The sequence below is a fragment of the Sorangiineae bacterium MSr11367 genome (assembly GCA_037157805.1).
GTDB classification, from domain to species: Bacteria; Myxococcota_A; Polyangia; order Polyangiales; family Polyangiaceae; genus Pendulispora; species Pendulispora rubella.
Genome location: CP089983.1, coordinates 4,910,284 through 4,935,570, shown reverse-complemented (window position 1 = coordinate 4,935,570; position 25,287 = coordinate 4,910,284). Strand labels below are relative to the sequence as shown.

The window sequence follows — 25,287 nt, the reverse complement described above, 5'->3', positions numbered from 1 at the left end:
TCGACTTACTCTTGGTCGTCGAAGTCCTCGTCCTCGTCCTCGTTCCCATCGTCGTCGTCGTCGTCCTCTTCCTCGTCGTCGAAGTCGCTCGTCGGCGCGGCCTTGATGCCGGGCGCCTTGACCACGTGCTTCTGCGGCTTGCCGACCACCGGCCCCAGATCGCCACCGAGCTCCTCCTCGAGGGCTTTCCGCAGATCGCCGAAGTCTTCGAATTCTTTGCGGCGGAACAAATCGTAGGCCGTCCACATCAAATCGGCGCAGATCTCGACGGGCACCTGGCCCGTGTTGGCGCCGAGGCCAGGAAGAGCAATGCTCCGAATGCTCCCGGGCAGACGAGCATTTTGCATATGCACGGCCTGAAAGGCCGCGGCGCATGCGAGAACGACGTTCATCGTGTCGCTGATATCTTCCGAGGACCGCGTCATGGTCGGCGTCGAGATGAGGTAACGCGGCATCGGGGAGCCTGTTTCCACGCACGTGGCATGGCCCACGGGCATACTGCCTTGATGGATGCGCCCAATCTCCTTTTGGACGGCGCTCTCGATCTTGGCCCCGAAGTGCTTTTTGAGGACGGCATCGAGCCCGCCATCCATACTACCCTTCGAGTTGGTGGGGCTCACGTAAGCCGATACCTGTTGATCCAGCATGGATCCTGCGACGACGTCCACCTCGAGGTTTTCTTCGAAGGTCGCTTTCCAGGCTGCGACCATCTTTGGATTGACGTCGACCAAAATAACGCGAACGAGCATCGATGGCTCCCAAGGTTACGCTGCGAACTCGACGAGGGCTTCGAGCCTTTGTTGATTGCTGCGATAAATCACGTATTCGTCGTCGGCAAATTGCGAGGGACTCGTCGGCGTATGGCGAACGCCATGGCAACTGTCGTACCCCGCCGGCGCTTCGTTGATGCCGTACGTAATCCTGTTGAACGTCTTCGACTTGCCAAGTGCCACCCGCGCAATGGCCATGAGCCGCGTTCCCTTGCGGCCGGGCGTCGTATAGAACGCGCTGGTGCAGGCTGCGTCCCCGAAATAGAGCCCATTGCCCAGCCACCCGGCGTCGGTGCGATGGATGCCCATGCTCGTGACGATTTTCGGCATCAAGATGCCGCGCGACAAGAGGCCGACCCAATTTTTGATGCGCGAGCCGTGAAAAAACTGACGCTCGTTGCCCACCTGGGTGTCGTAGACGTCCCATTCGTCGGGGCGCTTGAGGGTATAGATATTGTGGACTTTGATGGTCTTCGACTTGACCTGGCTCTCGAGCACGAAACGCTCGATCTCGCGGAAGGCGACGCTCCCCGCCTCCATCGCGAGGACATTGCATCGGAGCGCCTCGTATTGAGCATCGACCTTGGAGTCGAAAAGGACGCCGGCATCGCCGTTGACGGCAAGCATGTCCTTCATCAGTTGCAAGGTTTCCTGCTTTTGGTCGAAATCGGCCATCGAGTCGATGATCGCCTCCTCCACCGCCGCGCGCGTTCGACCAATGCGGTGCGGGATGCACGTGTAGAACTCACCGGAAAGTCGTTCCATCTCGCGCCGCGATTTGCGACCGCTCTGGAATAGCTGGTAAAGCTCCTGCAAATACGCTTCGCCGCGCTCGATCTGTCCGAGCGTCAACACGCCAAGCGGGGTTTCGATGCCCTGTGCTGTGATCTTGGCGGCCACGGTGGACGTCAGCGCGTTCGTGGCCTCGGCATAGATATACGAGATGAGGCCCTGCACCAGCGGATGTAGGTCGCTGACCTTTGGCTTGGGAGCATTTTTCTGCTGCTCGGCGACCTTCGCGATGGTCTTCGCGTCGATTTCGCCGGCGCTCGTCCCCCGGGCTTTGGACGAGCCGATTCGGCTGGAGGCCAGGGAGATCTCCTTGTAGCCCTTCTTGGCCGACGTCTTTTCCCGGTAGATCTGCTGGTAACACGCCATCGCGGGCGCCGTCTCGTCGAAGAACCGACACTCCTTGGCCCCCGCATCGGGATTGGTTTCGAGATCGTCGGTGCGCCCGTAATGGGTAAAGACCCGGAACGCCTCCTTGCCGCCGCCCCCCGCCCCTTTGTGGAGCTCGATGGCATAATACTTGTTTCGATTGGTCTTGATGTCCGTTACCTGCAAGACGGCTTTCTGCAGAACCTCGAAGTCCTCGGAAAAAGCCGGTGCCCCTGCCTCGCCAAGCCGGTACGCCTTCACGGTCGCCATGCCACGATCTCCCGGCAGAACCTACGGCTGAAGCTTCAGAAAGCTTCCCGCGGCGCTGAGCTGCCGTCGGCGGCGGAAGACCGGGATGTCTCCGATGACGCCACTTAGCGCGACGGGCATGGCGACCTCCCGTCGCGCGAAGATGATCCGCAGCACGATCGTGGCGCGCGTAGCAAGTCCTCGAGGTACACGATTCACTGGCAACTTCGCCCCGGGCGGTCGGTACGCGCGGGCAACGAAATCGCTCGGCCGCGGTGTACGGCGTCAAGTACTCCCCTCAAAAACGGCATTGCATAATCCGGAATTCGAAATAACTCGATGACCAAGATGTGAGCCAACGATCGAATAGAACGCACTGCGCCCATTCGGCGTCATACGGAGGGCAGGTACTTTTGGCCGACGCCGGACGTCGCAACGGATGGCTTTTCCTTTTTCACGAGCAAGCGGATCACCCCATGAGCACCACCGTCCAACTTCGTCGAATCGTTGCTATGGCAACCAGAAGCGACGGCGCGTGCCCGTGAACGAAGCAAGCTGATCATCGAGAGGGTTTCCGCGAACTGGATTGGAGCAGGCGTAACTCGATCACGAGTCATCACGGGGGGGACATGAGATTCGATAGAGCTGCCACTGGGCTGGCCTTGGTCGTGTTCGCTGCAGGCTGTAGCGCAGCGCTGAGCGAAGAAGCCGACGAGCAATCTGCCGCCGCTGCAAAGCTGTACGAGGATGTGACGCTCGATGCGATCGGCCGATCGTCGACCGTCTCACCGACTAAAATCGATCTCAGCTTCAGGAATCCGTTCTTTCGCGATTTCGGAACCAACGAACGCACCTGCGGCACGTGCCATCAAGAAGACCAGGGGTGGACTATCACACCCGACTTCGCGAAGAGCCTGCCAGCGGACGATGCGCTGTTCGTCTTCGATGGATCGGATTGTCTGCCTCCGGGTGCGCCGAACCCCGATCCCGAGGTGAACTCCACGGCCATGCTTTCGAAAGCCCTCGTCCGCGTCGATATTGGCATTCCGGCAACGGCCGACTTCACGCTCGAGGCGTACACCGATCCTTTCCATTGCCCCACGCCGCCGAGCGCCGCCGGTCTCCGCATGTATCGGCGCCCGCTGCCGTCGGCGAACACCGCGTTCCTGTCGACCGTCATGTGGGACGGGCGCGAAAACGTCAATCCGCCCAACAACACGGTTGGCCTGATCGAAGCCAACCTTAGCAACCAGTCGAACGACGCCACACGGGGTCACGCGCAAGCCACATCCGATCTGGATTCGTCCGCACGACAGCGCATCGTGGGGTTCGAGACGAACACCTTCAATGCTCAACGATCGGTCAACGGGTTGCAGCTAAATTCCCGACACGCCAACGGTGGCGCCGCATACCTCTACACCAACACGCTGCCGAACTTCTTCATCGGCATCAACGACGTGCTCAATTGTGCGGTCCCGAATTCGTGCGAGTCGGGTCGCAGTGCGACGTTCACCAACGTGGTCTTTACGTTGTTCGAGGAGTGGGAGAAGCACCCTCCGCAGGACCGTCGGGCCGCGGCGATCGCTCGCGGTGAGGCCATCTTCAACAACAAGTCATTCCCGATCGACAACGTGGCCGGCCTCAACGGTCCCAACGACGCACTCGGGGTGCCCTCGCCGCTCACCGGTTTCTGTGGCTCCTGCCATGATTCGCCGAACGTTGGAAATCATTCGACGTCGCTACCGATCGACATCGGCGTCGCGGCACCGTTCCCCGCGAGGGGGCTCGACGTACGAAACCTGCCCACGTACACGTTCAAGCATACGGCCAGCGGCCGGACGATCACCGTCACCGATCCCGGGCGCGCACTGATCAGTGGAAAATTCAACGACATTGGGAAGACGAAAGGCCCGATTCTTCGAGGCCTTGCAACGCGAGCGCCGTATTTCCACAACGGCTCGGCCAGGGACTTGCAGGCTGTCGTCGAGTTCTACGATAGGCGGTTTCACATCCACTTCACCGCCCAAGAGGTGGACGATCTCGTGGAATTTCTGCAAGCGCTTTGAGTGTGAAGCGGATTCGCGCACCCCTCTGGGTGTAGACGACGATTGCACACCGACAGGGTCATCGATCCCATTCATGGACTCCTAGATTTTTACGAATTGGATTCATCGGGTGCGCGGCGGTACGAAACTCATTGTCCGCGATGGACGAGAGGAGCCCGCCCCATGACCAGCGACGTGAAACGCCCCATCGACTTCAACAGGATCACGGCCAACGTCGACGCGGCGGATTACGAACGATTGTTCCCCGCCGAGCGCTACATCTCCAAGGAATGGCTCGCCCGCGAATACGAAGTGTTGTGGTCACGCGTCTGGCAATGGGCCTGCCGCGAGGAAGAGATTCCCAACCCGGGCGACTTCTACGAGTACCGCATCGGTGATCAATCCGTCTTGGTCGTCCGCGGCAACGAGGGGCATATCCACGCCTATCACAACAGCTGCATGCACCGGGGGACCCGGCTCGCGGAGGGCGGCACCCCGTTCGGCGGGCCCGGATCGTTCCGCACGCGCAGCCCGTTCGGTGGGCCCGGCTCGCTGCAGAAGAACAAGCACCTGTTCAAGGGCAAGATTCAGTGCGTCTTCCACGGCTGGGCGTGGGATCTCGAAGGCCAGATTGCGCACATGCCCGGCGCCAAAGACTTCGCCCCCGCGTGCATCCGCCGTGAAGAGGTCGCGCTGCGCAAGGTGCAGGTCGACACCTGGGCGGGATTCGTCTTCATCAACCTCGACCCGGATGCAGGGCCGCTGCACGAGTACCTCGACCCGGTGCCCCAGCGCCTCGCCAAGTTCGAAATCGGCCAAATGCGCATTTTGCGGCACTACACCACGATTTTGCCCTGCAATTGGAAGTATGGCGTCGACCAATTCCAAGAGGGTTACCACGTGTGGGCGACGCACGTGATGGACATGAACGAGGTCGGCGCGGTTTCCACGGGGCCGGGCGGACGCCGGGTCGGAGAGATGACCAAGGGGCCTCCGCCGGCGGACATCGTCGGCGCCATGACGGAATACGAGCAGCTCGGCCGCCACACGAATTTCTGGGAGCCCGATTGGGAATTGGGCACTGGTTTGCCCAAGGGCGTCAAGCTGCGCGATCTGGGCAACGATCCGCGCTCCTGGGTGCACCAGGCGATCGAGACCATGGTTCTCCAGGGGCGCGCCGCGCAGTACGAGCTCGACTACTTCGACGGTCTGGAAGCACTCCCCCTCGACATGGAGGGACCGCACTTCATGGCCCTGAACCGCCGCGATGCCTGCGCGGCGAAGGGGATCGACCTCTCGGCCCTCACCGACGAAGAGCTGTACGGCTTTCCCTGCGAACATCGCATTTTTCCCAACATGCTCGGCCCCGTTGCCGGAAACAGCTTTGGTCTGTTCCGCTCACGCCCCAATGGCAACGATCCCGACAGCTGCATTTGGGACATGTATTTCATGTTTCGCTATGCCGAAGGCGAAGCGCCGGAGCGGGACGTGCTCTACATTCCCGATTGGCGCAACCCGCCGCCGGGACGCATCACCCCATCGTTCATGCAGGATTGGCGTACGACCCCCTTGTTCCAGGCCGGAATGCACCAACGGAGCTTTCCCGGACACCGATTCAATCGGCAGGAGCAAAACATCATTCATACGCACAAGCTGCTCGATCGAATCATTGGCAAATAGGTACACCGATGCCTTCGCGCATTAAAGAGTCCGAAATATTGGACGGAATGGTCTGGGTTCATGGCGAACGGAGCATCGTTCGCTTCGACCGCCGCTACACGGTAACGCCCGAGCGTCTTTGGGAGGCCATCACGCAGCCCGAGCTGGTCGCGGGATGGCTCGGGGTCGTTGACAGGTACGATCTCCAGGTTGGCGGGGAAATCGCGCTTCTCCTTCATCCTGACAAGGGCGCATGGCTGCGGGGAACCATCCTCGACATCGAGGCGCCGCGCCTCGTCGAGTTCACCTGGACGGTGCCGGCCCATGGCACGGTGCCCGAGTTCACCGGCTCGAGCGTGCGGCTCGAGGTGTACCCCGACGCGTTGGGGTCGCGGTTGTCGTTCGTGCATTTCCTTCCCGATTCCCGACGCGTATTCGACATTCTCGCGGCATCGCATCTGAGGCTGAATCAATTGCCGCCCGCCAAGGGGCAACGGGCCCTGGTCGACCGCGAGCGGTTCTTGACCATGCGCGCACGCTACGAGGAGAAGACAGTATGCAAGCCATCGTAATTCGAGAAACGGGCGACCCTTCGGTGCTGAGACTCGAAGACGTCGCACGCCCCGAGCCGGGGCCTGGCGAGGTGCTGCTCCGGGTGGGGGCCGTATCGGTGAATCGCTCCTACGATCTCGCGGTGCGCGCCGGAACGTCGCCGTTTCAGCCGACGTTGCCCGTCACGCCGGGCGTCGATCCATCGGGCGAAATCGTGGAGACGGGCGCGGGGGTCGATCGTGCACGCATCGGCACGCGTGTGGCGGTCCTCGGCATGGTCCGATGTGGCGCGTGCCAGCCGTGTGCCTCGGGAAAGCGATGCACCTACAACAAGCCCATCGGCCTGCAGGCACCGGGCGGATGCGCCGAATACGTGGCCGTGCACGAGCTGCAAGTCCGGCCGATCCCCGATGCGCTCGGGTTTGCCGAGGCCACGGTGCTCTGCCGACATGGCGCGGCGGCCACCGCCGAAATCGCCACCGCGGCCCTGCGCGCCGGCGAGTGGGCCCTGGTGATGGGCGCAGCAGGTGGTCTCGGCAACGTGCTCGTGCAGCTCGCGAAGCTTGCAGGCGCAAAGGTCATCGCCGCCGCGGGAAGTGCCCCGCGCGTGAAGGCCGCACTCGAAAGCGGCGCCGACGCCGGCATCGACTACCGCGCGCAGGACCTCGCAGCCGAGGTGCACCGCATCACCGGCGGGCACGGTGCCGACGTGGTCTTCGAGAACATCGGCGACCCTTCGCTATGGACCGCGGCCTTCCAGAGCCTCACCACCGGCGGACGCCTGGTCACCATGGGATACCACGGTGGCGGCGTCGTCCCGCTCGACGTCAAGCAGCTTCACTTGAAGCGCCTGCGTGTGCTCTCGAGCGCTCCCGCCAAGGGCGACACAGATCTGATGCGCTGTTTCACGCTCGGCGCCGAAGGCAAACTGAAGGCGCTCATCGGCCGTCGTTTCCCCCTCGAGCAAACCGCGCTCGCACACGAGCTGGCCGAGAGCGGCAGCGTCATCGGCAAGATCATCATCGAGCCGGGACGCACCTCGGTTGAGTGATCCGCGTGCCGAAGCTCGTCGTTCGCGCGATGACTCGCTGCGCCCTCGGGATCAAGCGCTTCGAGCTGGTCCACCCCGAGGGCGCCGCGTTACCGGCATTCACCGCCGGCGCCCATGTCGATGTCACGACCCCGATTGGATTGGTTCGTCCCTTTTCATTGTGCAACGATCCCGCCGAGCGCCATCGTTACGTCTTGGCCGTATTGCGCGAATCGCAGGGCCGCGGCGGATCCAAGGCCATGCACGACAAGATTGCGCCCGGGCATACGCTGAGCGTGTCGGAGCCCAAAAACGATTTCCCCCTCGAGGAGGAAGGCGAACATTGGACATTGGTGGCGGGCGGAATCGGGGCTACGCCACTGGTGGCGATGGCCTATCGTCTGCACGCGCTCCGCCGCTGCTTCGATTTTCATTATTGCGCCCGCAGCAGGGAACATCTCCCCTTTCGCGCGGAGCTCGAGGCCCTCGTCGCGCCCGATCGGCTGCACATCCACGCCAACGAACGGGCGCCTCTGGCGCGCCTCCTCGCGAAGCCTTCGAAGAACGCGTTCGTCTATTGTTGCGGACCGCCGAGCCTCATGGGCGCCGTCCGGAGCGCCACGGCCGACTGGTCCGCGGATCGCGTCCGATTCGAAGCCTTCAAGGTCGACGTTCCGGAAGATGCCACCGCCTTCGAGGTGGAGCTGGCGCGGAGCGGGCAAATCGTTCCCGTCCGGGAGACCGAGAGCATCCTGGTCGCATTGTGGCGTGCCGGAATCACCCGGCCATTGTCCTGCGAAGTTGGCATTTGCGGCACGTGCCGCACCCCTTACCTCGAGGGCGAACCGGAGCACAAAGATACGCTGCTCACGCCCGAGGAACGCCAACGCGAACTCCTCGTGTGCATCTCCCGATGCAGAGGCCGCAAGCTCGTGCTCGATATCTAGCTGGTTAGCCCCCGGCGAGCGCCGCCTTGATCTGCGCTTGCAACCACCGCAAGGGTGGCTCGTTGGCGCGGGCGACGCTCATCAACATGTCCAGCGTCGTTGGCGGCGGTAGAATGGGCGGCTCGAACAGCGTCAGCGCGTGATGCGCCGCGAACAAGCGCGCCAGCCGCCGATCGACGATGGCCACGAGATCCGTCCGAGCCACGATGAGCGGTGCGGCCAGATAATGCGGCTCGACGACCACGATGCGCCGTTTCAACCCTCGCTCGGCCAGCTGCTCGTCGATGGGCTCGGCGCCGTCGGGCTGCGGAGAAATGACCAGGTGTTCGAGCGCGGCGAACCGCTCGACGGTGAGCTTCTTCGCGCCGATGGCCGGATGCCCGCGCCGGGCAATGCCCACGAAGTCCATCTTCATGACCGGAATGCGCGTCACCCGCGCAATGGGCGCGGAGAAGACCGATAATGCCATATCGATCTCCATCCGATCGAGCGCCGAAAGCAGGCTATCCCGGCTCGTCGCGCGAACGCGCACGTCGATGGCCGGCGCCTCGGCGCGTACGCGCTCCATGAGCGGCACCAGCACCGCGTTGATGGCGCCGTCCGTCCCGCCGATGGAAAACGTGTGCGGCCTCCCCGGCTCGAACGAGGGCGCACTGCTCAACACGGCCTGCGCGCTGTCGAGGATCGGCGAGATCTTCACGGCCAACTCCAGCGCACGCGGCGTCGGCTCGACCCCCTTGGGATGCCGCACGAAAAGCGGATCGCCGAGCGCCTCGCGCAACCGCACCAGCGAGTGGCTGACCGCGGACTGCGTCAAACCCAGGCGGCTGGCCGCGCGCCCCACGTGGCGCTCGGTCATGAGCACGTCGAAAACGAGTAGCAAGTTGAGATTCGTGCGCCGCAGATCGATTCGTTTCATCCAAGTCCTGTGTCGAGCATAACCGATGCAGCATTTTCATCGTCCATGTGATGACAATTCATTGGCTGCGGGCCCCGCGGACCTCTAGCATCGACACCAAGTCCCGCGAGGAGGAAGCCATGAGGGCGCAACACGAGGGCGTTCCATTCACGAGCGCGCGATCGGCTGGCATCGTCGCCGCGATCATCGCAGCAAGCTTGACGACCAGCCTCACGGTCCCCCCTATCCTGCCGCGGATGCTCGCGCACTTTGCCGGTGTGCCGGGCGTCACCCTGCTCGTGCCGCTGGTCGTGTCGCTTCCCTTGATGATCAGCACGGTCGCGGCGCCGATCACCGGCATTCTCAGTGATCGTTTCGGGCGGCGGCCGATCGTCCTCGGCGCGTCCGCGCTCAGCGCAATCCTCGGCATCTTGCCCTATTGGCTCGATTCGTTGATGGCCATTTTGGTCGCGCGCGCCCTCATGGGCCTGACCACCGGCGCTCTCCTCGCGTGCACCTCGGCGCTGATCGGCGATTTTTTCGCCGGACCTCGCCGTCGGGGCGTACTTGGCGCCAAATACGCCGCACTCGGCATCGCGCACATCGTCACGTTCATCGTCATCGGCCATCTGGCGGCCACCAACTGGCGCAACGCATTCTGGATCTTTCTATGGGGCTTGGTGGCGGCAGCGCTGGTCGCGGCGTTCATCCCGCGCCAAACCGAGTTCCGCGCGCGCCACGATGCGCCCTCCGCCATCGTCCCGTGGAGGAAGCTTGCCGCGGTCTTCCTCGGCGTCTACCTCGGCCACGCGACGTTCGACGTGGTGCTGAGCGGCGTTCCCTTCCTGCTCGAGCAACGCGGATTCGGCGGGACACGGGCGGCCAGCTACTTCTCCGCGGTCGCCGCCACGGGAATGCTCATCGGGGCGTCGTCGTATCCATTCCTCGGCCGCCGCATCTCGGGTCCCGTCCTCTGGTGCGTCACGTTTGGCTTCGCATCCGTCGGCTACGCGACGCTCGCGTCGGCGACGAGCCGCCCCGGGATCGTCCTCGGCACCCTGATCGCCACCATGGGTTGCGGCCTCGTTTCGCCCAACAGCCTGCACATGCTGTTCGACGCCGTCCCCCTTCATGCGCGCGGCCGCGTCTCCGGCGTGCACACGGTCTTCTTCTTTCTGGGCCTGGCCACCGGCCCGCTGGTCGGCATCGGCGGCGCCAAGCTGCTTGGCTCGTCCTCGCGGCTCTACACGTGCCTTTCCGCGGCCCTGTTGGCCATCCTCACCGTATACGCCGTACTAGCTCGGCGAGCCGCAAATCAGAGCGGGAGGAACAGCTGCACGAAAAAACGGTCGCCCTCCGCGCGATTCTCCGCCAAGACTTCGTGAATCCATTTCACATTGATGTTTCCAAAGCTGAATTCGCGCCGGAGCTGGGCGCCCAAACCGAGCACACGCCCTTGATTCCCGACGTCGCCAGGCACGGCGGGATCGGGGTTCACGTCGTCGGTCATCTGCTCGTAGAAGTACCCGCACGCGCCGCCCCAGAACGCGTCGAACCACTTGTGCTCGGCCACGTAGTCGATTTGGAACTCTTGCCCATTCACGTAGTGCGTTGCAGGATTCTTCGTATTGAACACGTACCCGATGGTGGTTCCCACGTTGAGCGTGGCGCTGAAATAGGTCAGCGCCACACTGGGCGCAAACGCCCAATGGTTCGTTCCCGGGCTAGCAATCGCGTTGGGCTCCGTGCGGTAGAGGCCCGTTGGAGTCACCACCTTCGAGAACGCCGCATAGGCAAAGCTGCCCGAGCCAACCTCGAAACGATTCGAGAGCCGAAGAGGAACGAATTGAATGTCCCCCATCCCCACCTGGTTGTCCGATCGCCCCGCCACGCGAATGTCCGCCCACGAGACGGGAATCAACATATCCGTCGAGATCGAATGCCCAAAGAGTTGCGGCTTCCAAACATGTTGAAGCCGGCCCCCTTGCACGAACAAGACGAGCCGAAAGCCGGGAACATCCACCCCATGGCGCTCACTGTGGCCCGCCAAGTAAAGCTGGGTAAAGCTACTAAAATACCATCCCGGCGGCGGCGTCCGCGCATGGACCATCGTATCCACGCCGAGAATGACGGAGTTTTCTCCATTTTCGGCCGCCTCCGCGGACTGACTCAACCCCGTGAGAAACACGATCGTTGCCACTCGAAACGACATGGACATAGTGATGGGCTCCTTTCGAAGATGAAGAATGAAACCGCCAGGACGCCAGGGTCGCCAGGGGTTCCGAGTGAAACGGCCATAAACCAAATAAGGGTTTATGGTTGGTTCACCTGGCGTCCCTGGCGTCCTGGCGGTTTCTTCTTCTCTTCGTGATTAGTCCCCGCGAAACAATGGTTTTCGCTTTTCGAAATGGGCGGCGACCGCCTCGGCGTGGCCGCCCGAGTGGTGGGCGAGGCCTTGGAAACGCCCCGCGAGGTCCAGCGCTTCGTCGAGGGTCGCGTTCTGGCCATGGTGCAGGAGCCGTTTGGCCCAACGCAGGGCCTGCGGAGGATTTTCGGCCATGCGATGCGCGAGGGACAGCGCCTCGTCCATCAGCGCCTCGGGCTCGACCACGCGCGAGACCAGCCCGATGTGGAAGGCCTCGTCCGCGTCGATCGTGGCGCCGGTGAAGATCAGTTCGGCCGCACGGGAGAGGCCGACGATCCGCGGCAGAAACCAGGCCCCGCCATCGCCAGGCACGATACCCAGCTTGACGAAGCTCTCGGCGAAGCGCGCGCTTCGTGAGGCGATGCGCACGTCGCACATGCACGCGAGATCGCAACCGGCGCCGATCGCAGGCCCGTTCACCGCGGCGACGATGGGCACCTCGAGCGAGGCGAAGGCCCGCGGGATCCGCTGGATGCCATGCCGATACCGTTCGGAGATTTCATCCGGAGAGCCGGCGAACATACCTTTTCGCTCGCGCATCTCGGCGATGTTCCCTCCCGAGCAAAACGCGGTGCCGGCGCCGGTCAGCACCGCGGCACGCACGCTTCGAGTGCCATTGAGCACCGCGAAAATGTCTTCGAAGGCCGCAAACATCTCCTCGCCGCTCAACGCATTGCGCGTTTTCGGTCGGTTGAGGGTCAACACCGCCACGTGTCCGTCTTGCTTCACCACGATGGGTTCATGCATCGTTTCCCGTCCTTTTCACACGCGCTCCAGCGCCATGGCCATGCCCTGCCCCACGCCAATGCACATGGCACACAGGGCACGGCGCGTCTTCGTCCGGTGGAGCTGATGGACCGCCGTCAGGGCCAGACGCACCCCGGACATGCCCAGCGGGTGGCCCAGGGCAATCGCTCCGCCATTTGGGTTGATCGATTCCCCATCATCGGGCAGCCCGAGCATGCGAAGTACCGCCAATGCCTGCGATGCAAATGCCTCATTGAGTTCGATGACATCGAAATCGTCGAGCCCCAGGCCCGTCCGGTCCAGCAACTTGCGCACGGCCGGAACCGGCCCCACGCCCATGATCCGCGGCAACACACCCGCCGTCGCCGTCGCCACCACCCGCGCGAGTGGCTCCAGGTTGCACCGCCGGACCGCATCGTCGCTCGCCACGAGCAGCGCCGCGGCCCCATCGTTGATGCCCGACGAATTGCCCGCCGTCACCGTGCCATCCGGCCGAAACGCCGGCGTGAGCCGTGCCAGGACCTCCGCGGTGGCGTCGGGTCGCGGGTGCTCGTCCTGGGTCACCGGCGCGGTTACGCCTCCTCCCTTTTTGCTCGTCGGAACGGCGACGATTTCGCGCTCGAAGAGCCCATCGCGCAGGGCACGCGCGGCGCGCTGCTGGCTGCGCAGGGCGAACGCGTCCTGATCCGCGCGGGAAATACCGTGTTCACGCGCCACGTTCTCGGCGGTCTCGCCCATGCTATCCACTCCGTACGACGAGACCATCCGCGGATTGACGAAGCGCCACCCCATGGTCGAATCGTGGATTTCCGCGTGCCGCGAGAACGCCGTCGCCGGTTTGGGCATGACCAGGGGCGCGCGGCTCATACTTTCCACGCCGCCCGCCATGGCCAAATCGATTTCCCCCGCGACGATGCCGCGCGCCGCACACGCAATGGCCTCCAGTCCCGATGCGCAAAGTCGATTCACGGTGGCGGCGGCCACGCTGGGTGGCAATCCGGCCAGCAACGCGGCCATGCGCGCGACATTGCGGTTGTCCTCCCCGGCCTGGTTGACGCAGCCGCAATACACTTCGTCGAGCCGCTCCCAATCGACGGCCGGTGAGCAATCCATCAGCGCGCGCAGAGGAATCGCCATGAGATCGTCGGTGCGCACCCCAGACAAGGCTCCCCCATAGCGACCGATGGGCGTGCGGACGCCGCTGCAAAGATAGGCGACCCCCATGATCACAAGCCCAGCACGCGCTCGGCGTTGCCGTGGAAGACCTTTTCCATCACGGTGTCGGAGTAGCCGAGCTCCGACCATTCGCGAAGAATGCGCTCGTACGGCAAACTCGGATAGTCGCTGCCGAACATGATTTTATCCTGCAAGCGACCACGGATATCCACCTTGAGGTTGCCCGGAAAGTGTTTTGGAGCCCAGCCCGACATTTCCCAGTACACATTGCCTTTGTGCAGGGCCACCGCGGTGGTTTCATCGACCCACGGCCACCCCGGGTGGGCCATGAGGATGTTCAACGTCGGGAAGTCGGCGGCCAGCGCATCGATCGCCGAAGGATGCGCATGGCGAAGCCGCGCGCCCATTCCGCCCGGCATCCCCGCGCCCATGCCCGTGGTGCCAACGTCGATCATCACGGCCGCGCCCAAGCTTTGAATTTCCTCGAACAGCGGATAGTACCGACGATCGTCCACGGAGAAGTGCTGCATGATGGGATGGAAGTGAAATCCCATGAACCCAAGCTCGGAAACGGCTCTTCTTGCCTGCCGTATGGCGATTTCCCCTTTTGCGGGCTCCACCGAGCCCCAACATTGAAGGATGCGATCCGGGTGGCGTTTCCAGATGCCGTGAACGTACTCGTTCGTGCAGGGCGGCGTCGCCACGGTGGTCTCCAGATCGAGCGCCACCAAACACGCCTCCACCCCCGCCCCGGCGAATTCGGCCATTACGTCGTCCTCGGCCTTGCCGACCCAACTTCGCTTCCAGTACGTCGCAAGCGCATCGACGTAAGGCCCCTGGGCGCGAATCCACTCGGGGGTACCGGGGTAACAATGCAGATCGATCATACGCATGAGGAGTCTCCCGTCATCCGTGCCACGACCATGGCACCGAGCTCTTTCTTCGAAATTTTGCCGAATGTAGACAGGGGGAATTCGCGGAACACTTCCAGCCGTTCCGGTAATTTGAACTTCGCAATCTCATGCCCCCGCAGAAACGCCGACAACCCCTCGAATGTCAGCGCTTCCCCCGGCTTCAACAGGACACACGCGCACATCTTTTCCCCGAGGGCTTCGTCGGGGATCGGCACGCAGGCCACGTTTTGCACGGCCGGGTGCATGAGAATCAGATTTTCTACCTCTTCGGCGCTAATCTTTTCGCCGCCGCGGTTGATGAGGTCCTTCTTCCGTCCTTCGACGATGTAATTCCCCGAGCGGTGCAAACGCAGTAGATCGCCGGAGAGATAATATCCATCCGCCGTGAAGCGTTGCGCATTGTACTCCGGCACACCGTAATAGCCGCGCAGGGTGTACGGCCCGCGGCACGCAAGCTCCCCCACCTCGCCTCGAGAAACCTCCCTTCCCTCGTCGTCGAGCAGCTTGACCTCGTCGTCCTCGCACACGGGACGCCCGCACGTTTCCAAGAGCACGTCCTCGGGGTCGTCCTTTCGCACGAACATCAGGAGTCCCTCGGACATTCCAAAGTTCTCCTGAACGAAGGCTTGGGGGAACGTTCGCCGCGCGCGCGCGCGCACCTCGGGCTGCATGCGCTGTCCGCCGCTCTGCACCAGCCGGACGGAGGATAGATCGAAGTTGCCGGCGGCCGGGTGATTCACCAGGCGTATCAGCAGCGCCGGAACCACCTTCAGGTGCGTGACCCGATGCTTCTCCACCAAGGCCAGAATCTCGTCCGGGCGCGTATTCCCATGCAGCACCACGCGCGCGCCGTGGAACATGAAGCCCTGAATGCCCGGGCAGGCCAGGGGCAAATTGTGGGCAATGGGAAGCACCAGCAGAAGAACCGAGTCTTCGTCGACCAACGTCACCTCGGCCGCCACCCGCGAGTTGTACGCGTAGTCCTCGTTGGTGCGTGGGATCAACTTTGGAATGCCGGTGGTGCCCCCCGATAGCTGGAAAATGCATGGATCGGTGGAATCGATGGAGAGCGCCTCCAGGACCGAGGGGCTCGTGGCCGCCGGCTCCTCGATGAGGCGGGTCAGCGAATGCTCCCCAGGACCGGGCTCGCCGAGGGCGATGCGCCACGAAAGGCTCGGCGCTTCGCGCGCAATCCGCTCCGCCACGGGGCCAAAGTGAAAGTCGCCGTGCGCGGCCGGGTACACACACGCGCGCGCCTGGGAAAGAACGACGAATTGGCGCAATTCCGCGTACCGATGCGTCACCAGCGCCGCAATGGGAATGCACCCTATCTTTTGCAGTGCCAAATACAGAATGACGAATTCGGCGGTGTTCGGCAGAGAAAGCACCACGCGATCCAGCGGCCGCAGCCCGAGGCCGAGCAAGTTGAGCGCGAGGTTGTCACTCAGCCGGTCGAGGTCCGCGTAGCGGTAGTGGCGCGCCCCGTCGATGAGCGCGGTGCGGTCGGAAAAGCGCTCGAGCGCCAGGGCGAACTCCTGGGCGAGTGTACGTCCGCGCCAGTAGCCGCGGTCGCGGTAGCGAGCGACCAACTCCGGAGGAAACGGAACGAAGCCTTCCAACATGCATGCCTCTCTTTCTCAGGTCCCGCTTAGGTCGAGCTGGAAAAACCGCCGTCGATGACCACGACCTCGCCGGTGACGAATCGATTCGACGTAAGGAGATTCACGATGGTCTCGGCCACGTCGTCGGGCACGAGGCATCGCCGGAGCGGCGTCATTTTCGCGCGCCGGCCCATGGCCTCGGTGTACTTGTCCCCGAGCATGCGCTGCATCCAATCGCCCTCCATCCAACCCGGCGCCACGGCATTGACGCGTATTTTCGGCCCCAAGTTCCAGGCCAACGTCCGCGTGAGGTTCACCACGGCGGCTTTGCTGGCCGCATAGGGCGGAGGTTGCTGCCCCGGCCGCAAGCCGACGATGCTGGCCATGTTGACGACGGAGGGATCGCAGCCTTTGGCCAGGAGCGGCACCGCCGCGCGGGTCACTTGGAACGTACCGCGGACATTGACCGCGAACGTGCGATCCCATTCCCCGAGGTCGAGCGTCTCGAGATCGCCTATTTTCCAGGATGCCGTCGTCCCTGCATTGTTCACCAGAGCGTCGAGCGATCCGAACTCCGCGCCGACGGCGGTGAGCATCTCGCGAACCCGGCGTTCGTCGCTCACGTCGCCCTGCAAAAGCAGGGTGCGCGCGTCGAGCGCCCGAGCCTGTTCGGCCGTAGCTTGCGCGTCCTCCTCGCTGGAGTTGTAGTTGAGGGCCACGTCATAGCCGGCGCGCGCCAAAGCGAGCACGGTGCTGCGGCCAATGCCCGTGGCGCCGCCGGTCACCAGCGCCTTCTTCCTGTCTGCCATGCCCATCAACGTAGGCAGGCGATGAGATACGGAAAAGATGGCAAAATTGTCCAAGTGATACCAAATATGAATCACACGGATGAAACTCGAACAGCTTCGCGAAATGCTGGCCATCGTCGAACACGGCAGCCTTCGGGCCGCCGCACGGAGACTCGGCATTCCGCAACCCGCGCTCACCCGCACCGTACACGCATTGGAGAGTGAATTGGGTGTGGCCCTCTTCGAGCGCGAAACCCGAGGAATGACGCTCACGGCGCGGGGCCGCCTCTTTCATCGACGCGCAACCGCGATGGTGAACGAGCTGCAGAAAGCCCGCGACGAGCTCTCGCAATCGGCCGGGCTCGACGAAGGCACGGTGGTGGTCGCGCTGTCGATCATGCCCCACCTCGCCATGCTGCCCCGGGCGCTCCCGTACTTTCGCAAGCGCTATCCAAAGGTGCGGCTGCACGTCATCGAGGGCCTTTTTCCCGACGTGGAAGGCCGCGTCCGCAGCGGCACCATCGATTTTTACGTCGGTGCCGCCCCGCGCGATCCGCCGGCCCCGGGCCTGGTCACGCGCATCCTCGTCGAGAACACGCGCGCGGTGGTCGGGAGAAAAGGCCATCCGCTGTCCACCACGGCGGGCCGCCCGCGGTCTCTCCGCGAGCTCGCGGGCACGCCGTGGGCGGTGACGGCACTCGACTACGACGCCGAAAGCGACTTTCGGCACTTGTTCGCGGCACACGGTCTTCCCGATCCCGTGATTGCCCTTCGGGTGCACTCGGCCATGTCCCTCATGGTCGCATTGGCCTCTACGGATCATCTGGCGATGCTTCCGGTCCAGTGGAAGGAATTTCCATTGACCCGAGACGCGCTGCAAATCATCCCCGTCAAGGAGCGCCTGCCCGCCCCGGCCATCATCCTCACGCGCCGGCCGGATCTTCCCCTGACCCCCGCCGCCGAGTTCTTTTGCGATGCGCTGCTGCGCTACCTCCCCGCGCAGCCTCGGTGAGGGTCGTCGCCTCCTCGACAAAGTAAACTGCACAGTGTAGTTTACTCCATCGAGGGACCAGCGTGAGCACGACCTTGTTGGGGTTCATCGGATTGGGCAACGTCGGCGAACCCATGGCGGCGAATCTGCTGGCCAAGGATTTCGACGTACTGGGTTACGACATTCGGGCAAATGCCAACTTCGTGGCCCGCGGCGGGCGCGCCGTGGCGCAGGTGGCGCATGTCGCCGCAGCCCCGGTCATCATCCAGAGCCTACCGACGGTGGCCGCACTGGAAGCGACCATCGAGGCTCTGCTGCCGGTTCTTCGCCCTCGGCAGGTCATCATCGAGATCAGCAGCTACCCCTTGGCCGCCAAGCGGGCGGCGGCCGAACGCGTCGCCGAACGCGGTGCGATCCTGCTCGATTGCGAGATCAGCGGGTTGCCCCCGCAGGTGGCCGAACGCAAAGCCGTCATCTTCAAATCGGGCGATGCCCGCGCCGTCGACGAATTGCACGGCGTCTTCGAGGCCATGGCCGAGCAGCACTTCTATCTCGGTGAGTTCGGTGCGGCCACCAAGATGAAACTCATCGCCAACACCATGGTCTGCGTCCACAACCTGATGGCGGCCGAAGCGCTCACCCTGGGCGCGCGTGCGGGGCTCGATCCACGGCGCATGGTCGAGGTCCTCGTCCCCAGCGCCGCGGGCTCGGCCACCTTTGCCAACAAGGCGCCCTTGATGCTCGCGCGAAGCTTCCGTCCCGGCCGCGGTCCATTCCGCCACATGTTCGGATACCTGGCACGAGCCCGCGAAATGGCCCGAGAATGCGGCGCATCGACGCCACTGCTGCACGCCGCATCGGAGGTATACCGTCGCGCGGAATCCGAAGGACGCCACGAGGAAGATATCGCGGCCGTCCTCGAGATCGTCGAAGCGTACGACTCGGAAAGGAGACGAGGCGATGATTGAGCGAAAGTCGTATTTCATCCTGCTGCGCAGCATCATCGATGCCACGTCGCTCCCGGCCGTGGTGGCCGAGCACCTCCAATGGGTGGCCGAGCACGCACGGGAAGGTCGCATCGTCGCCTCCGGTCCGTCGTTTCGCCCGGATGGAACGGGCGACGTCGGGCTGACGGTGTTCGACGTGGAGAGCTTCGAGGCCGCCGAAACGCTGGCGAAGGGCGATCCCTTTTTCCAAAAGAAGATTGCCACGTTCGAAATTCGTCGGTGGGACGTGCGCGACGGGATCGCGACGCGATGAAGCTGGTCACCATCGACAGCGTTCGCGGGGGTGCCCCCGGCGCGCTGCTCGCATCGGGCGAGGTGCTGCACCTGGGCAAGGCCGCGCGCGCGGAGGGGCTCGAAGCATGGCTTCCCTCCACGATGCGCGCCCTACTCGCCGGCGGCGTGGAAGGCGCCAACGTCGTTCGAAGGATTCTCTCGCGCGTGGACTCGGCGAGCGAGGACGAGAAGTGCGCCCTGCGCGCGCGTGGGATCATCACCGATGCACGAACGCCCTGCCTCGCCCCCGTGCCCGATCCGTCGTTGATCCTGGCCGCGGGGCTCTCCTATCGCTCGCACCTCCGCGAGATGCACGGTACGCCGGCGCCGCCGCATCCCACCGCGTTTCTCAAAGCGCCGTCCTCCGTGGCCGCGCCGGAATCCTCGTTGCGCCTGCCGCCGCAAGCGCCCAATTGCGTCGATTTCGAAGGCGAACTCGCCTGCATATTCGACCGCCCGTGCCACCACGTCTCACGCGAAGACGCCTTGTCGTACGTGGCCGGCTACACCGCCGCCAACGACATCTCGGCGCGCGATTGGGTGGGGGGCGTTTGGTCCGCCACGGAGCCTTGGCCGGCACGCCTCTCCTGGGAGGTGAACATCATGGGCAAGCAGATGCCCGGCTTCACACCGCTGGGGCCCGTGTTGACGACGGCCGACGAGATCCCCGACCCGCGAGACCTGCAGCTGGTCACACGGGTCAATGGAGTGATCATGCAATCCGCCCCCGTCTCGGACTTGCTTTTCGAGCTGGCCGAGATGATCGCTCACTTTTCCCATTGGTACACCTTCCAACCCGGCGATGTGCTCCTCACGGGAACGCCCGCGGGCGTCGGCGTGGGCCGAACCCCGCGCGCGTTTCTGCGGGCGGGCGACATCGTCGAGGTGGAAATCAGCCAAATTGGCATTCTGCGGACGCACATCGCTGCGTAGCGAACACTAGAATCAGCGGAGTGGCCAAGAAGGGTATTTCGAGACGCTCAACGCGATGGGCGGGTTAACGGCACCCCTGAACGAAACGTGCGATCCACCCATGGTCCACGTTCGGTCCAGGGGCCCTTCGTTCGTCTGACGTAACGATGGCGTCCGGATGGTTCCGCATCCGCCAAGTTGGGGCGCGATCTGCGGGCCCAAGGTACCTTTGCGCAAATAGGCAATACGTAGCGTTCGCCGTATGAACGTCCCCTCGGGTGATCCGATGTCTTTCAGCGCGCGTAAAATGTGGCGCTCGCGGAAATTACCGAACTCCAGCGCCGTGTTTTGGATTTTGGGCGTGCAAGGTAGGGGACGCACTTGCGCCTTCCGTATCTATCTAAACAGACAGCAGGTCATCACCGTGCAGCAGCAGTCACACGTAGTTCGAGAAGATAAATTAAATTTCCTCTCGAGATCGAAATGCTCGGAGCGAAGGTCGTTTGCATATCGACTCGAAGTCTTTGGAACGTTGGGCGCCGTTGCGTTCGCACGAGCGGCCGGAACGAAGCAACGGCAATTGCGAGCCACGACGTAATGCGTGGGGATGGCCAGGTCGAACAAGGACGATGGCCGTGTCGGGGTGCGGGCTCGAACCATGTCGAGCGACGCAAGTCAATTACAGAGGATACGACAAGGAATGGACATCAAACGGGCGTCTTTCGATTCGAGTTCTCCGTCGACACGAACGATGGACGAAGTCCGGCAATGGCTCGTCGCGCGCATCGCGGAAATCACCGGCGTCGAAGCCAGTCAAATCGATACGAGTGAACAGTTCGTCCTATACGGACTCGAGTCGAAACACGCGATCGGGCTCACCACGGAACTGGGGAGGTTCGTCGGCCGCCCTCTGAGTGCCACCGCCATGTGGGAGCATCCCACGGCCGATTCGCTCGCTCGCTACGCCGCGCTCGCCGGGACGAAGGGCCGCGGCGAGAAAGCGCCCAGGCCCGAGGGCCAACACACATCGAATGCGAGCGACGAGCCTCTGGCCATCGTGGGAATGTCCTGCCGCTTTCCCAAGGCGCCAAATCTTGGCGCCTTCTGGCAATTGCTCTCGAATGGAGTCGATGCTACCGACGAAATACCGGCCGCTCGATGGAACGCCGACGCGTATTATCACGCAGACCGGGAAATGCCCGGCAAAGCGGTCTCGCGGCGCGCCGCGCTCCTGGAGCACGTCGATACCTTCGACCCAATGGCCTTCGGCATTTCACCGCGCGAAGCCCACGAGCTCGATCCGAGTCAGCGGCTTGCGTTGGAATTGTCGTGGGAGGCCCTCGAGCACGCCGGCATTCCGCTGCACTCATTGAAGGATAGTGCCACCGGGGTCTTCTTCGGCTCCATGTGGCACGATTGGGCAGACCTCACGCACGAAGACGTCGAGGGAATGAGCGCCCACCGTGCAACGGGCCAGGCGCCCAACATGATTGCCAATCGCGTATCCTACGTATTCGGGCTGCGCGGTCCCAGCCTGGTCATCGATACCGCGTGCTCTTCCGCGCTCGTGGCCCTCCATTACGCGGGGCATAGCCTCCGGAGCGGAGAGGCCGCCACCGCCCTCGTCGGCGGGGTCAACATGCTCCTTTCCCCCGACAGCATGGTCTTCGTCTCCAAGTTCGGTGGCCTGGCGCCGGACGGACGCTGCAAGGCCTTTGGCGCCCACGCCGACGGGTTTGGCCGTGGCGAAGGTGGCGGCGTGCTCGTCGTCAAACTTCTCTCCCGGGCCCAGCAGGACGGAGATCGCATCCACGCCGTGATTCGGGCGACGGCCGTCAACAACGACGGGCCCAGCAACGGCCTGACGGCCCCCAACCCGAAGGCGCAAGAAGCCGTCCTGCGCGACGCGTATTCACGGGCTCGAGTCGAGGGCCATGAGGTCCACTACGTGGAGGCGCACGGCACGGGCACCATTCTCGGAGATCCCATCGAGGTAAAGGCCCTGGGTGAGGTTCTCGGCCACGAGCGAGCTCCGAGCAAGCCGCTGCTCGTTGGGTCCGTCAAAACGAACATTGCCCACACTGAGGGGGCCGCGGGAATCGCAGGCCTCATCAAAGTGGTGCTGGCCATGCAGCACCGGCAGGTTCCCCCAAGCCTCCACGCGGTGCCGGCAAACCCCTACATTCCGTTCGACGAGCTCGCGGTTCGCATCCCCACGGTCCTCGAGCCCTGGCCCGCGGACGAGGGCGAGCGCGCGCTCGCGGGGGTCAGCGCCTTCGGCTGGGGCGGGACCAATGCCCACGCCGTTCTCGAAGGGCCCCCAGCCGATGTGCGGCTGCTGCAGATTTCGGCCCCGACGGTTTCGGAACTCCGGGAGCGCGTGCGCGCGCTTCGCGATGGGTACCTGACCGGCGGTGGCGAAAAAGGCATTTCAACGACCTCGACGGAGACGGACTCGCATCGACTCGCCGCGGTCATCCGATCACCGAAGGAAGCGGCGCAGACCCTCGACACATGGCTGGACGCGGCTGCGGCGAATGCCGTTTACGTTTCGAGTGAACTTGTTTCGCAAAAGCGTGTCTTCGTGTTCTCGCCGCTGGGGTCCCAGTGGGTGGGCATGGGGCGACGGCTCATGGAGAGCGAGTCGGTATTCCGCGCTTCGCTGGAACGAAGTGACGCCGCGCTCGCGCCCCTTCTGAACCGGTCCATCCTCGCCGATCTCGTGCGTCCGGCCCCGTCGACCCGCTTCGACGACGTGGTTTTCGCGCAGCCGCTGCTTTTTGCCGTCCAAGCCGCCTTGGCGGAGACCTTGCGCGCGCACGGGGTCGAGCCCGACGCCATCGTCGGTCACAGCGCCGGAGAGGTCGCTGCGGCCTATGTCGCGGGCGCGCTCGATCTCGAGGATGCCGCGCGGGTCATTCATCATTACAGCCGTGTGCAGACTCCGACGTCGGGGCTCGGCGCCATGGGGGTGATCGATCTGCCGGCCGCCGAGGTGGAGCCGATGCTGGCCTCCCTTGCTGGCCGCGTCGAGATCGGTGCGACGAATGCGCCGAGGTCCACGGTCATCACGGGCGAGGCCGCGGCGGTGCATGCGCTGCTGGCCAAGTGCAAGGCGCGCGGGCTTACGACGAACGCGATCCGAGTGGACGTGGCGGGGCACAGCCCGCTGATGGCGCCCGCGCTGCTCGACGACCTGACGCGGTCCCTGGACGGGATCCGGCCGCGGCGTGCCACCGTGGCGTTCTATTCGACGGTGTCGGGCGGGTATGTGGACGGTACCGAACTGGATGGCGCCTATTGGGCGCGCAACCTGCGTAACCGCGTGCAGCTCGGGCCGGTCGTGGCGCGACTGCTCGACGAGCATCGCCTCCTCGTGGAAATCGGGCCGCATCCGGTGCTCGGCCCGGCGCTCGCCGAGAGTATCGCGGCGCGTGGCGTGCAGGCGAACGTGGTGGCGACGCTGCGGCGCTCCGAGGATGAACGCGTCTCCTTTTTGGAGGCGCGCGCGAAGCTTTTCGCGCTCGGTGCCACGCTCCCGCGGCCCCGCCCCACGCAGGGCACCGTGCTGGTGCCGCTTTCGGCGAAGGGGGATGCGGCGCTTCGGGCCCAGGCCGAGCGGCTGCACGCGCATCTGATCGCGCACCCCGAGCTCGCACTCGACGATGTGGCCCACTCGCTAACCACGACACGCTCGGAGTTCGAGCAGCGCGCGGTGTTCCTGGCAGGCGATCGGGCCGATCTCGTGAGCAGCTTGGCGGCGTTCGCCCAGGGCTCGCCCACGGCCCACACCGTGGTGGGCAACGCGGGGCCGTCCGGGAAGGTAGCATTCGTCTTTCCCGGACAAGGTTCCCAGTGGCGGGGCATGGCCTCGTCCCTTCTCGAAAGCTCGCCGGTCTTCCGCGCACAGATCGAAGCGTGCGAGCGCGCGTTCACGCCGCACGTGGACTGGTCGTTGCTCGACGTGCTGCGCGGTCCCGAAGAGTCGCTGGCCCGGGTCGACGTCGTGCAGCCCGTGCTGTTTGCCGTCATGGTCTCCCTGGCGGCCGTGTGGCGTTCGCTCGGAATCGAGCCCGACGCCGTGGTGGGTCACAGCCAGGGCGAAATGGCTGCGGCCTACGTCGCAGGCGTCTTGTCGCTCGAGGACGCGGCCAAGGTCGTCACTTTGCGCAGCGCCGCGCTCACCCAGCTCGCGGGCAAGGGCGCCATGGCGGCCGTGGACCTCGACGAGAACGAGCTAAAAGGCTACCTCGAGCCCTTCGGAGAGCGCCTCGCGATGGCAGCGGTCAATAGCCCGCGCGCCACGCTGGTTTCGGGTGATCCGGACGCCGTCGAGGCCTTGCTGGCGAAGCTCGCCGAGGAGCACCGTTTCGCGCGCAAGATCCGCGTGGATTACGCCTCGCACTGCGCGCACGTCGAGGCCGTCGAGCAGGAACTCCATCGCAAGCTTTCGGGCATCACGCCCCGGGCGTCGGCCGTCCCCCTCTACTCCACCGTGACCGGCGCGCGGATCGACGGCACCGAGCTCGATGCCGGCTATTGGTACCGAAACCTCCGGCAGACCGTGCGCTTCCGCGACGCGGCCGAGTGCCTTGCCTCCCAGGGCCATCGATTCTTCATCGAGATGAGCCCACACCCCGTCCTCTCGCTCGCGCTGAACGAGACGGTCCAAGGAGTCGTCGTCGGATCGCTTCGCCGCGACGAGGGGACCTACGAGCGGCTTCTTCTCGCGTTGGGCGAGCTCCATGTGCGCGGGCTGGGCCTCGACGGGTCTGCGCTCTTCGCCGGGCGCACGCCGCGCCGGGTCGAGCTTCCGACCTACACGTTCCAGCGCGAGCGCTTTTGGTTCGAGCCTCCCAAGACGCGCCACTCCAATGTGACCTCGGCAGGGCTTGGCTCGGCCGACCATCCGCTGCTCGGCGCCACCGTGGCACTTGCCGACTCGGACGCGTACCTGTTCACGGGACGCCTTTCCCTTTCGGACCATCCGTGGCTCGCGGACCACGCCGTCTTCGGCACGGTCATCCTGCCCGGAACCGCGTTCCTCGAATTGGCGATGGCCGCCGCGCAGCGTGTGAACCTCGCGCGCATCGAGGAGCTCACCTTGGAAGCGCCGCTCGCGCTGCCGTCGAGAGACGGTGTGCG

General features: G+C 64.3%; 20 protein-coding genes (1 of these 20 only partly in view). 11 read left to right on the top strand and 9 right to left on the bottom strand.

The features are described 5' to 3' along the window. Positions 1–5: 5 nt before the first annotated feature. Both LVJ94_19520 and LVJ94_19515 read right to left on the bottom strand, forming a co-directional pair. On the bottom strand, positions 6–749 hold the full coding sequence (locus LVJ94_19520) for a macro domain-containing protein (GenBank protein WXB09408.1): 744 nt from the start codon (positions 747–749) through the stop codon (positions 6–8). A 15-nt stretch (positions 750–764) separates the two neighbouring features. Then, positions 765–2,198 (bottom strand): WGR domain-containing protein, encoded by a 1,434-nt coding sequence (locus LVJ94_19515; protein WXB09407.1) that lies wholly within the window; start codon positions 2,196–2,198, stop codon positions 765–767. Positions 2,199–2,806: 608 nt separating this feature from the next. On the opposite strand from LVJ94_19515, the gene LVJ94_19510 reads away from it, so the two are divergent. The 5 genes from LVJ94_19510 (at position 2,807) to LVJ94_19490 (ending at position 8,410) form a co-directional block, all read left to right on the top strand. Continuing rightward, positions 2,807–4,243 (top strand): hypothetical protein, encoded by a 1,437-nt coding sequence (locus LVJ94_19510; protein ID WXB09406.1) that lies wholly within the window; start codon positions 2,807–2,809, stop codon positions 4,241–4,243. A 162-nt stretch (positions 4,244–4,405) separates the two neighbouring features. Next, positions 4,406–5,902, top strand: coding sequence for an aromatic ring-hydroxylating dioxygenase subunit alpha (locus tag LVJ94_19505; GenBank protein ID WXB09405.1), 1,497 nt, complete (start codon positions 4,406–4,408; stop codon positions 5,900–5,902). A gap of 8 nt (positions 5,903–5,910) precedes the next feature. Continuing rightward, positions 5,911–6,453, top strand: coding sequence for an SRPBCC domain-containing protein (locus LVJ94_19500; protein ID WXB09404.1), 543 nt, complete (start codon positions 5,911–5,913; stop codon positions 6,451–6,453). Continuing rightward, a complete protein-coding gene (locus LVJ94_19495; protein ID WXB09403.1) occupies positions 6,438–7,484 on the top strand; it encodes a zinc-binding dehydrogenase in 1,047 nt (348 codons plus the stop codon). Before LVJ94_19500 ends, LVJ94_19495 begins: the two co-directional genes overlap by 16 nt. Before the next feature lie 5 nt (positions 7,485–7,489). Continuing rightward, entirely contained in the window at positions 7,490–8,410 is a 921-nt protein-coding gene (locus LVJ94_19490) for a PDR/VanB family oxidoreductase (GenBank protein ID WXB09402.1), read from the top strand. Positions 8,411–8,414: 4 nt separating this feature from the next. Here the strand turns inward: LVJ94_19490 and LVJ94_19485 are convergent, their stop codons facing one another. Further along, positions 8,415–9,329 (bottom strand): LysR family transcriptional regulator, encoded by a 915-nt coding sequence (locus LVJ94_19485; protein WXB09401.1) that lies wholly within the window; start codon positions 9,327–9,329, stop codon positions 8,415–8,417. 119 nt (positions 9,330–9,448) lie between these two features. On the opposite strand from LVJ94_19485, the gene LVJ94_19480 reads away from it, so the two are divergent. After that, positions 9,449–10,693 (top strand): MFS transporter, encoded by a 1,245-nt coding sequence (locus LVJ94_19480; protein WXB09400.1) that lies wholly within the window; start codon positions 9,449–9,451, stop codon positions 10,691–10,693. Here the strand turns inward: LVJ94_19480 and LVJ94_19475 are convergent. From LVJ94_19475 to LVJ94_19450, 6 genes are all read right to left on the bottom strand, one after another. Then, on the bottom strand, positions 10,624–11,526 hold the full coding sequence (locus tag LVJ94_19475; protein ID WXB09399.1) for a transporter: 903 nt from the start codon (positions 11,524–11,526) through the stop codon (positions 10,624–10,626). The two genes, LVJ94_19480 and LVJ94_19475, sit on opposite strands and share 70 nt — an antisense overlap. 153 nt (positions 11,527–11,679) lie before the next feature. Beyond that, positions 11,680–12,480, bottom strand: coding sequence for a crotonase/enoyl-CoA hydratase family protein (locus LVJ94_19470; GenBank protein ID WXB09398.1), 801 nt, complete (start codon positions 12,478–12,480; stop codon positions 11,680–11,682). A 15-nt stretch (positions 12,481–12,495) separates the two neighbouring features. Then, complete coding sequence (gene pcaF / locus LVJ94_19465; protein WXB09397.1) at positions 12,496–13,704, bottom strand: 3-oxoadipyl-CoA thiolase; 1,209 nt, start codon at positions 13,702–13,704, stop codon at positions 12,496–12,498. A 2-nt stretch (positions 13,705–13,706) separates the two neighbouring features. Beyond that, positions 13,707–14,549 (bottom strand): amidohydrolase family protein, encoded by an 843-nt coding sequence (locus tag LVJ94_19460; GenBank protein WXB09396.1) that lies wholly within the window; start codon positions 14,547–14,549, stop codon positions 13,707–13,709. Continuing rightward, positions 14,540–16,192: an AMP-binding protein gene (locus LVJ94_19455; protein ID WXB09395.1), complete on the bottom strand. Its 1,653-nt coding sequence runs from the start codon at positions 16,190–16,192 to the stop codon at positions 14,540–14,542. The genes LVJ94_19460 and LVJ94_19455 overlap by 10 nt, the downstream gene beginning before the upstream one ends. Before the next feature lie 26 nt (positions 16,193–16,218). Then, complete coding sequence (locus LVJ94_19450) at positions 16,219–16,980, bottom strand: SDR family oxidoreductase (protein WXB09394.1); 762 nt, start codon at positions 16,978–16,980, stop codon at positions 16,219–16,221. Between the two features lie 79 nt (positions 16,981–17,059). On the opposite strand from LVJ94_19450, the gene LVJ94_19445 reads away from it, so the two are divergent. From LVJ94_19445 to LVJ94_19425, 5 genes are all read left to right on the top strand, one after another. After that, complete coding sequence (locus LVJ94_19445; protein WXB09393.1) at positions 17,060–17,971, top strand: LysR substrate-binding domain-containing protein; 912 nt, start codon at positions 17,060–17,062, stop codon at positions 17,969–17,971. Between the two features lie 62 nt (positions 17,972–18,033). Continuing rightward, complete coding sequence (locus tag LVJ94_19440) at positions 18,034–18,918, top strand: NAD(P)-dependent oxidoreductase (GenBank protein ID WXB09392.1); 885 nt, start codon at positions 18,034–18,036, stop codon at positions 18,916–18,918. Beyond that, positions 18,911–19,210, top strand: coding sequence for a YciI family protein (locus LVJ94_19435; GenBank protein WXB09391.1), 300 nt, complete (start codon positions 18,911–18,913; stop codon positions 19,208–19,210). Before LVJ94_19440 ends, LVJ94_19435 begins: the two co-directional genes overlap by 8 nt. Beyond that, positions 19,207–20,163 (top strand): fumarylacetoacetate hydrolase family protein, encoded by a 957-nt coding sequence (locus LVJ94_19430; protein ID WXB09390.1) that lies wholly within the window; start codon positions 19,207–19,209, stop codon positions 20,161–20,163. The genes LVJ94_19435 and LVJ94_19430 overlap by 4 nt, the downstream gene beginning before the upstream one ends. A 730-nt stretch (positions 20,164–20,893) precedes the next feature. After that, positions 20,894–25,287 carry the 5' end (the start) of an SDR family NAD(P)-dependent oxidoreductase gene (locus LVJ94_19425; GenBank protein ID WXB09389.1) on the top strand. It continues 13,909 nt past the right edge of the window, so the window shows 4,394 of its 18,303 coding nt (coding positions 1–4,394); its start codon is at positions 20,894–20,896; its stop codon lies off the right edge, out of view.

Excerpts from the sequence above, each read along its gene's own strand:
- LVJ94_19520 (WXB09408.1), bottom strand. The coding sequence starts at position 749 with ATGCTCGTTCGCGTTATTTTGGTCGACGTCAATCCAAAGATGGTCGCA.
- LVJ94_19515 (WXB09407.1), bottom strand. The coding sequence starts at position 2,198 with ATGGCGACCGTGAAGGCGTACCGGCTTGGCGAGGCAGGGGCACCGGCT.
- LVJ94_19510 (WXB09406.1), top strand. The coding sequence starts at position 2,807 with ATGAGATTCGATAGAGCTGCCACTGGGCTGGCCTTGGTCGTGTTCGCT.
- LVJ94_19505 (WXB09405.1), top strand. The coding sequence starts at position 4,406 with ATGACCAGCGACGTGAAACGCCCCATCGACTTCAACAGGATCACGGCC.
- LVJ94_19500 (WXB09404.1), top strand. The coding sequence starts at position 5,911 with ATGCCTTCGCGCATTAAAGAGTCCGAAATATTGGACGGAATGGTCTGG.
- LVJ94_19495 (WXB09403.1), top strand. The coding sequence starts at position 6,438 with ATGCAAGCCATCGTAATTCGAGAAACGGGCGACCCTTCGGTGCTGAGA.
- LVJ94_19485 (WXB09401.1), bottom strand. The coding sequence starts at position 9,329 with ATGAAACGAATCGATCTGCGGCGCACGAATCTCAACTTGCTACTCGTT.
- LVJ94_19480 (WXB09400.1), top strand. The coding sequence starts at position 9,449 with ATGAGGGCGCAACACGAGGGCGTTCCATTCACGAGCGCGCGATCGGCT.
- LVJ94_19475 (WXB09399.1), bottom strand. The coding sequence starts at position 11,526 with ATGTCCATGTCGTTTCGAGTGGCAACGATCGTGTTTCTCACGGGGTTG.
- LVJ94_19470 (WXB09398.1), bottom strand. The coding sequence starts at position 12,480 with ATGCATGAACCCATCGTGGTGAAGCAAGACGGACACGTGGCGGTGTTG.
- pcaF (WXB09397.1), bottom strand. The coding sequence starts at position 13,704 with ATGGGGGTCGCCTATCTTTGCAGCGGCGTCCGCACGCCCATCGGTCGC.
- LVJ94_19460 (WXB09396.1), bottom strand. The coding sequence starts at position 14,549 with ATGCGTATGATCGATCTGCATTGTTACCCCGGTACCCCCGAGTGGATT.
- LVJ94_19455 (WXB09395.1), bottom strand. The coding sequence starts at position 16,192 with ATGTTGGAAGGCTTCGTTCCGTTTCCTCCGGAGTTGGTCGCTCGCTAC.
- LVJ94_19450 (WXB09394.1), bottom strand. The coding sequence starts at position 16,980 with ATGGCAGACAGGAAGAAGGCGCTGGTGACCGGCGGCGCCACGGGCATT.
- LVJ94_19445 (WXB09393.1), top strand. The coding sequence starts at position 17,060 with ATGAAACTCGAACAGCTTCGCGAAATGCTGGCCATCGTCGAACACGGC.
- LVJ94_19435 (WXB09391.1), top strand. The coding sequence starts at position 18,911 with ATGATTGAGCGAAAGTCGTATTTCATCCTGCTGCGCAGCATCATCGAT.
- LVJ94_19430 (WXB09390.1), top strand. The coding sequence starts at position 19,207 with ATGAAGCTGGTCACCATCGACAGCGTTCGCGGGGGTGCCCCCGGCGCG.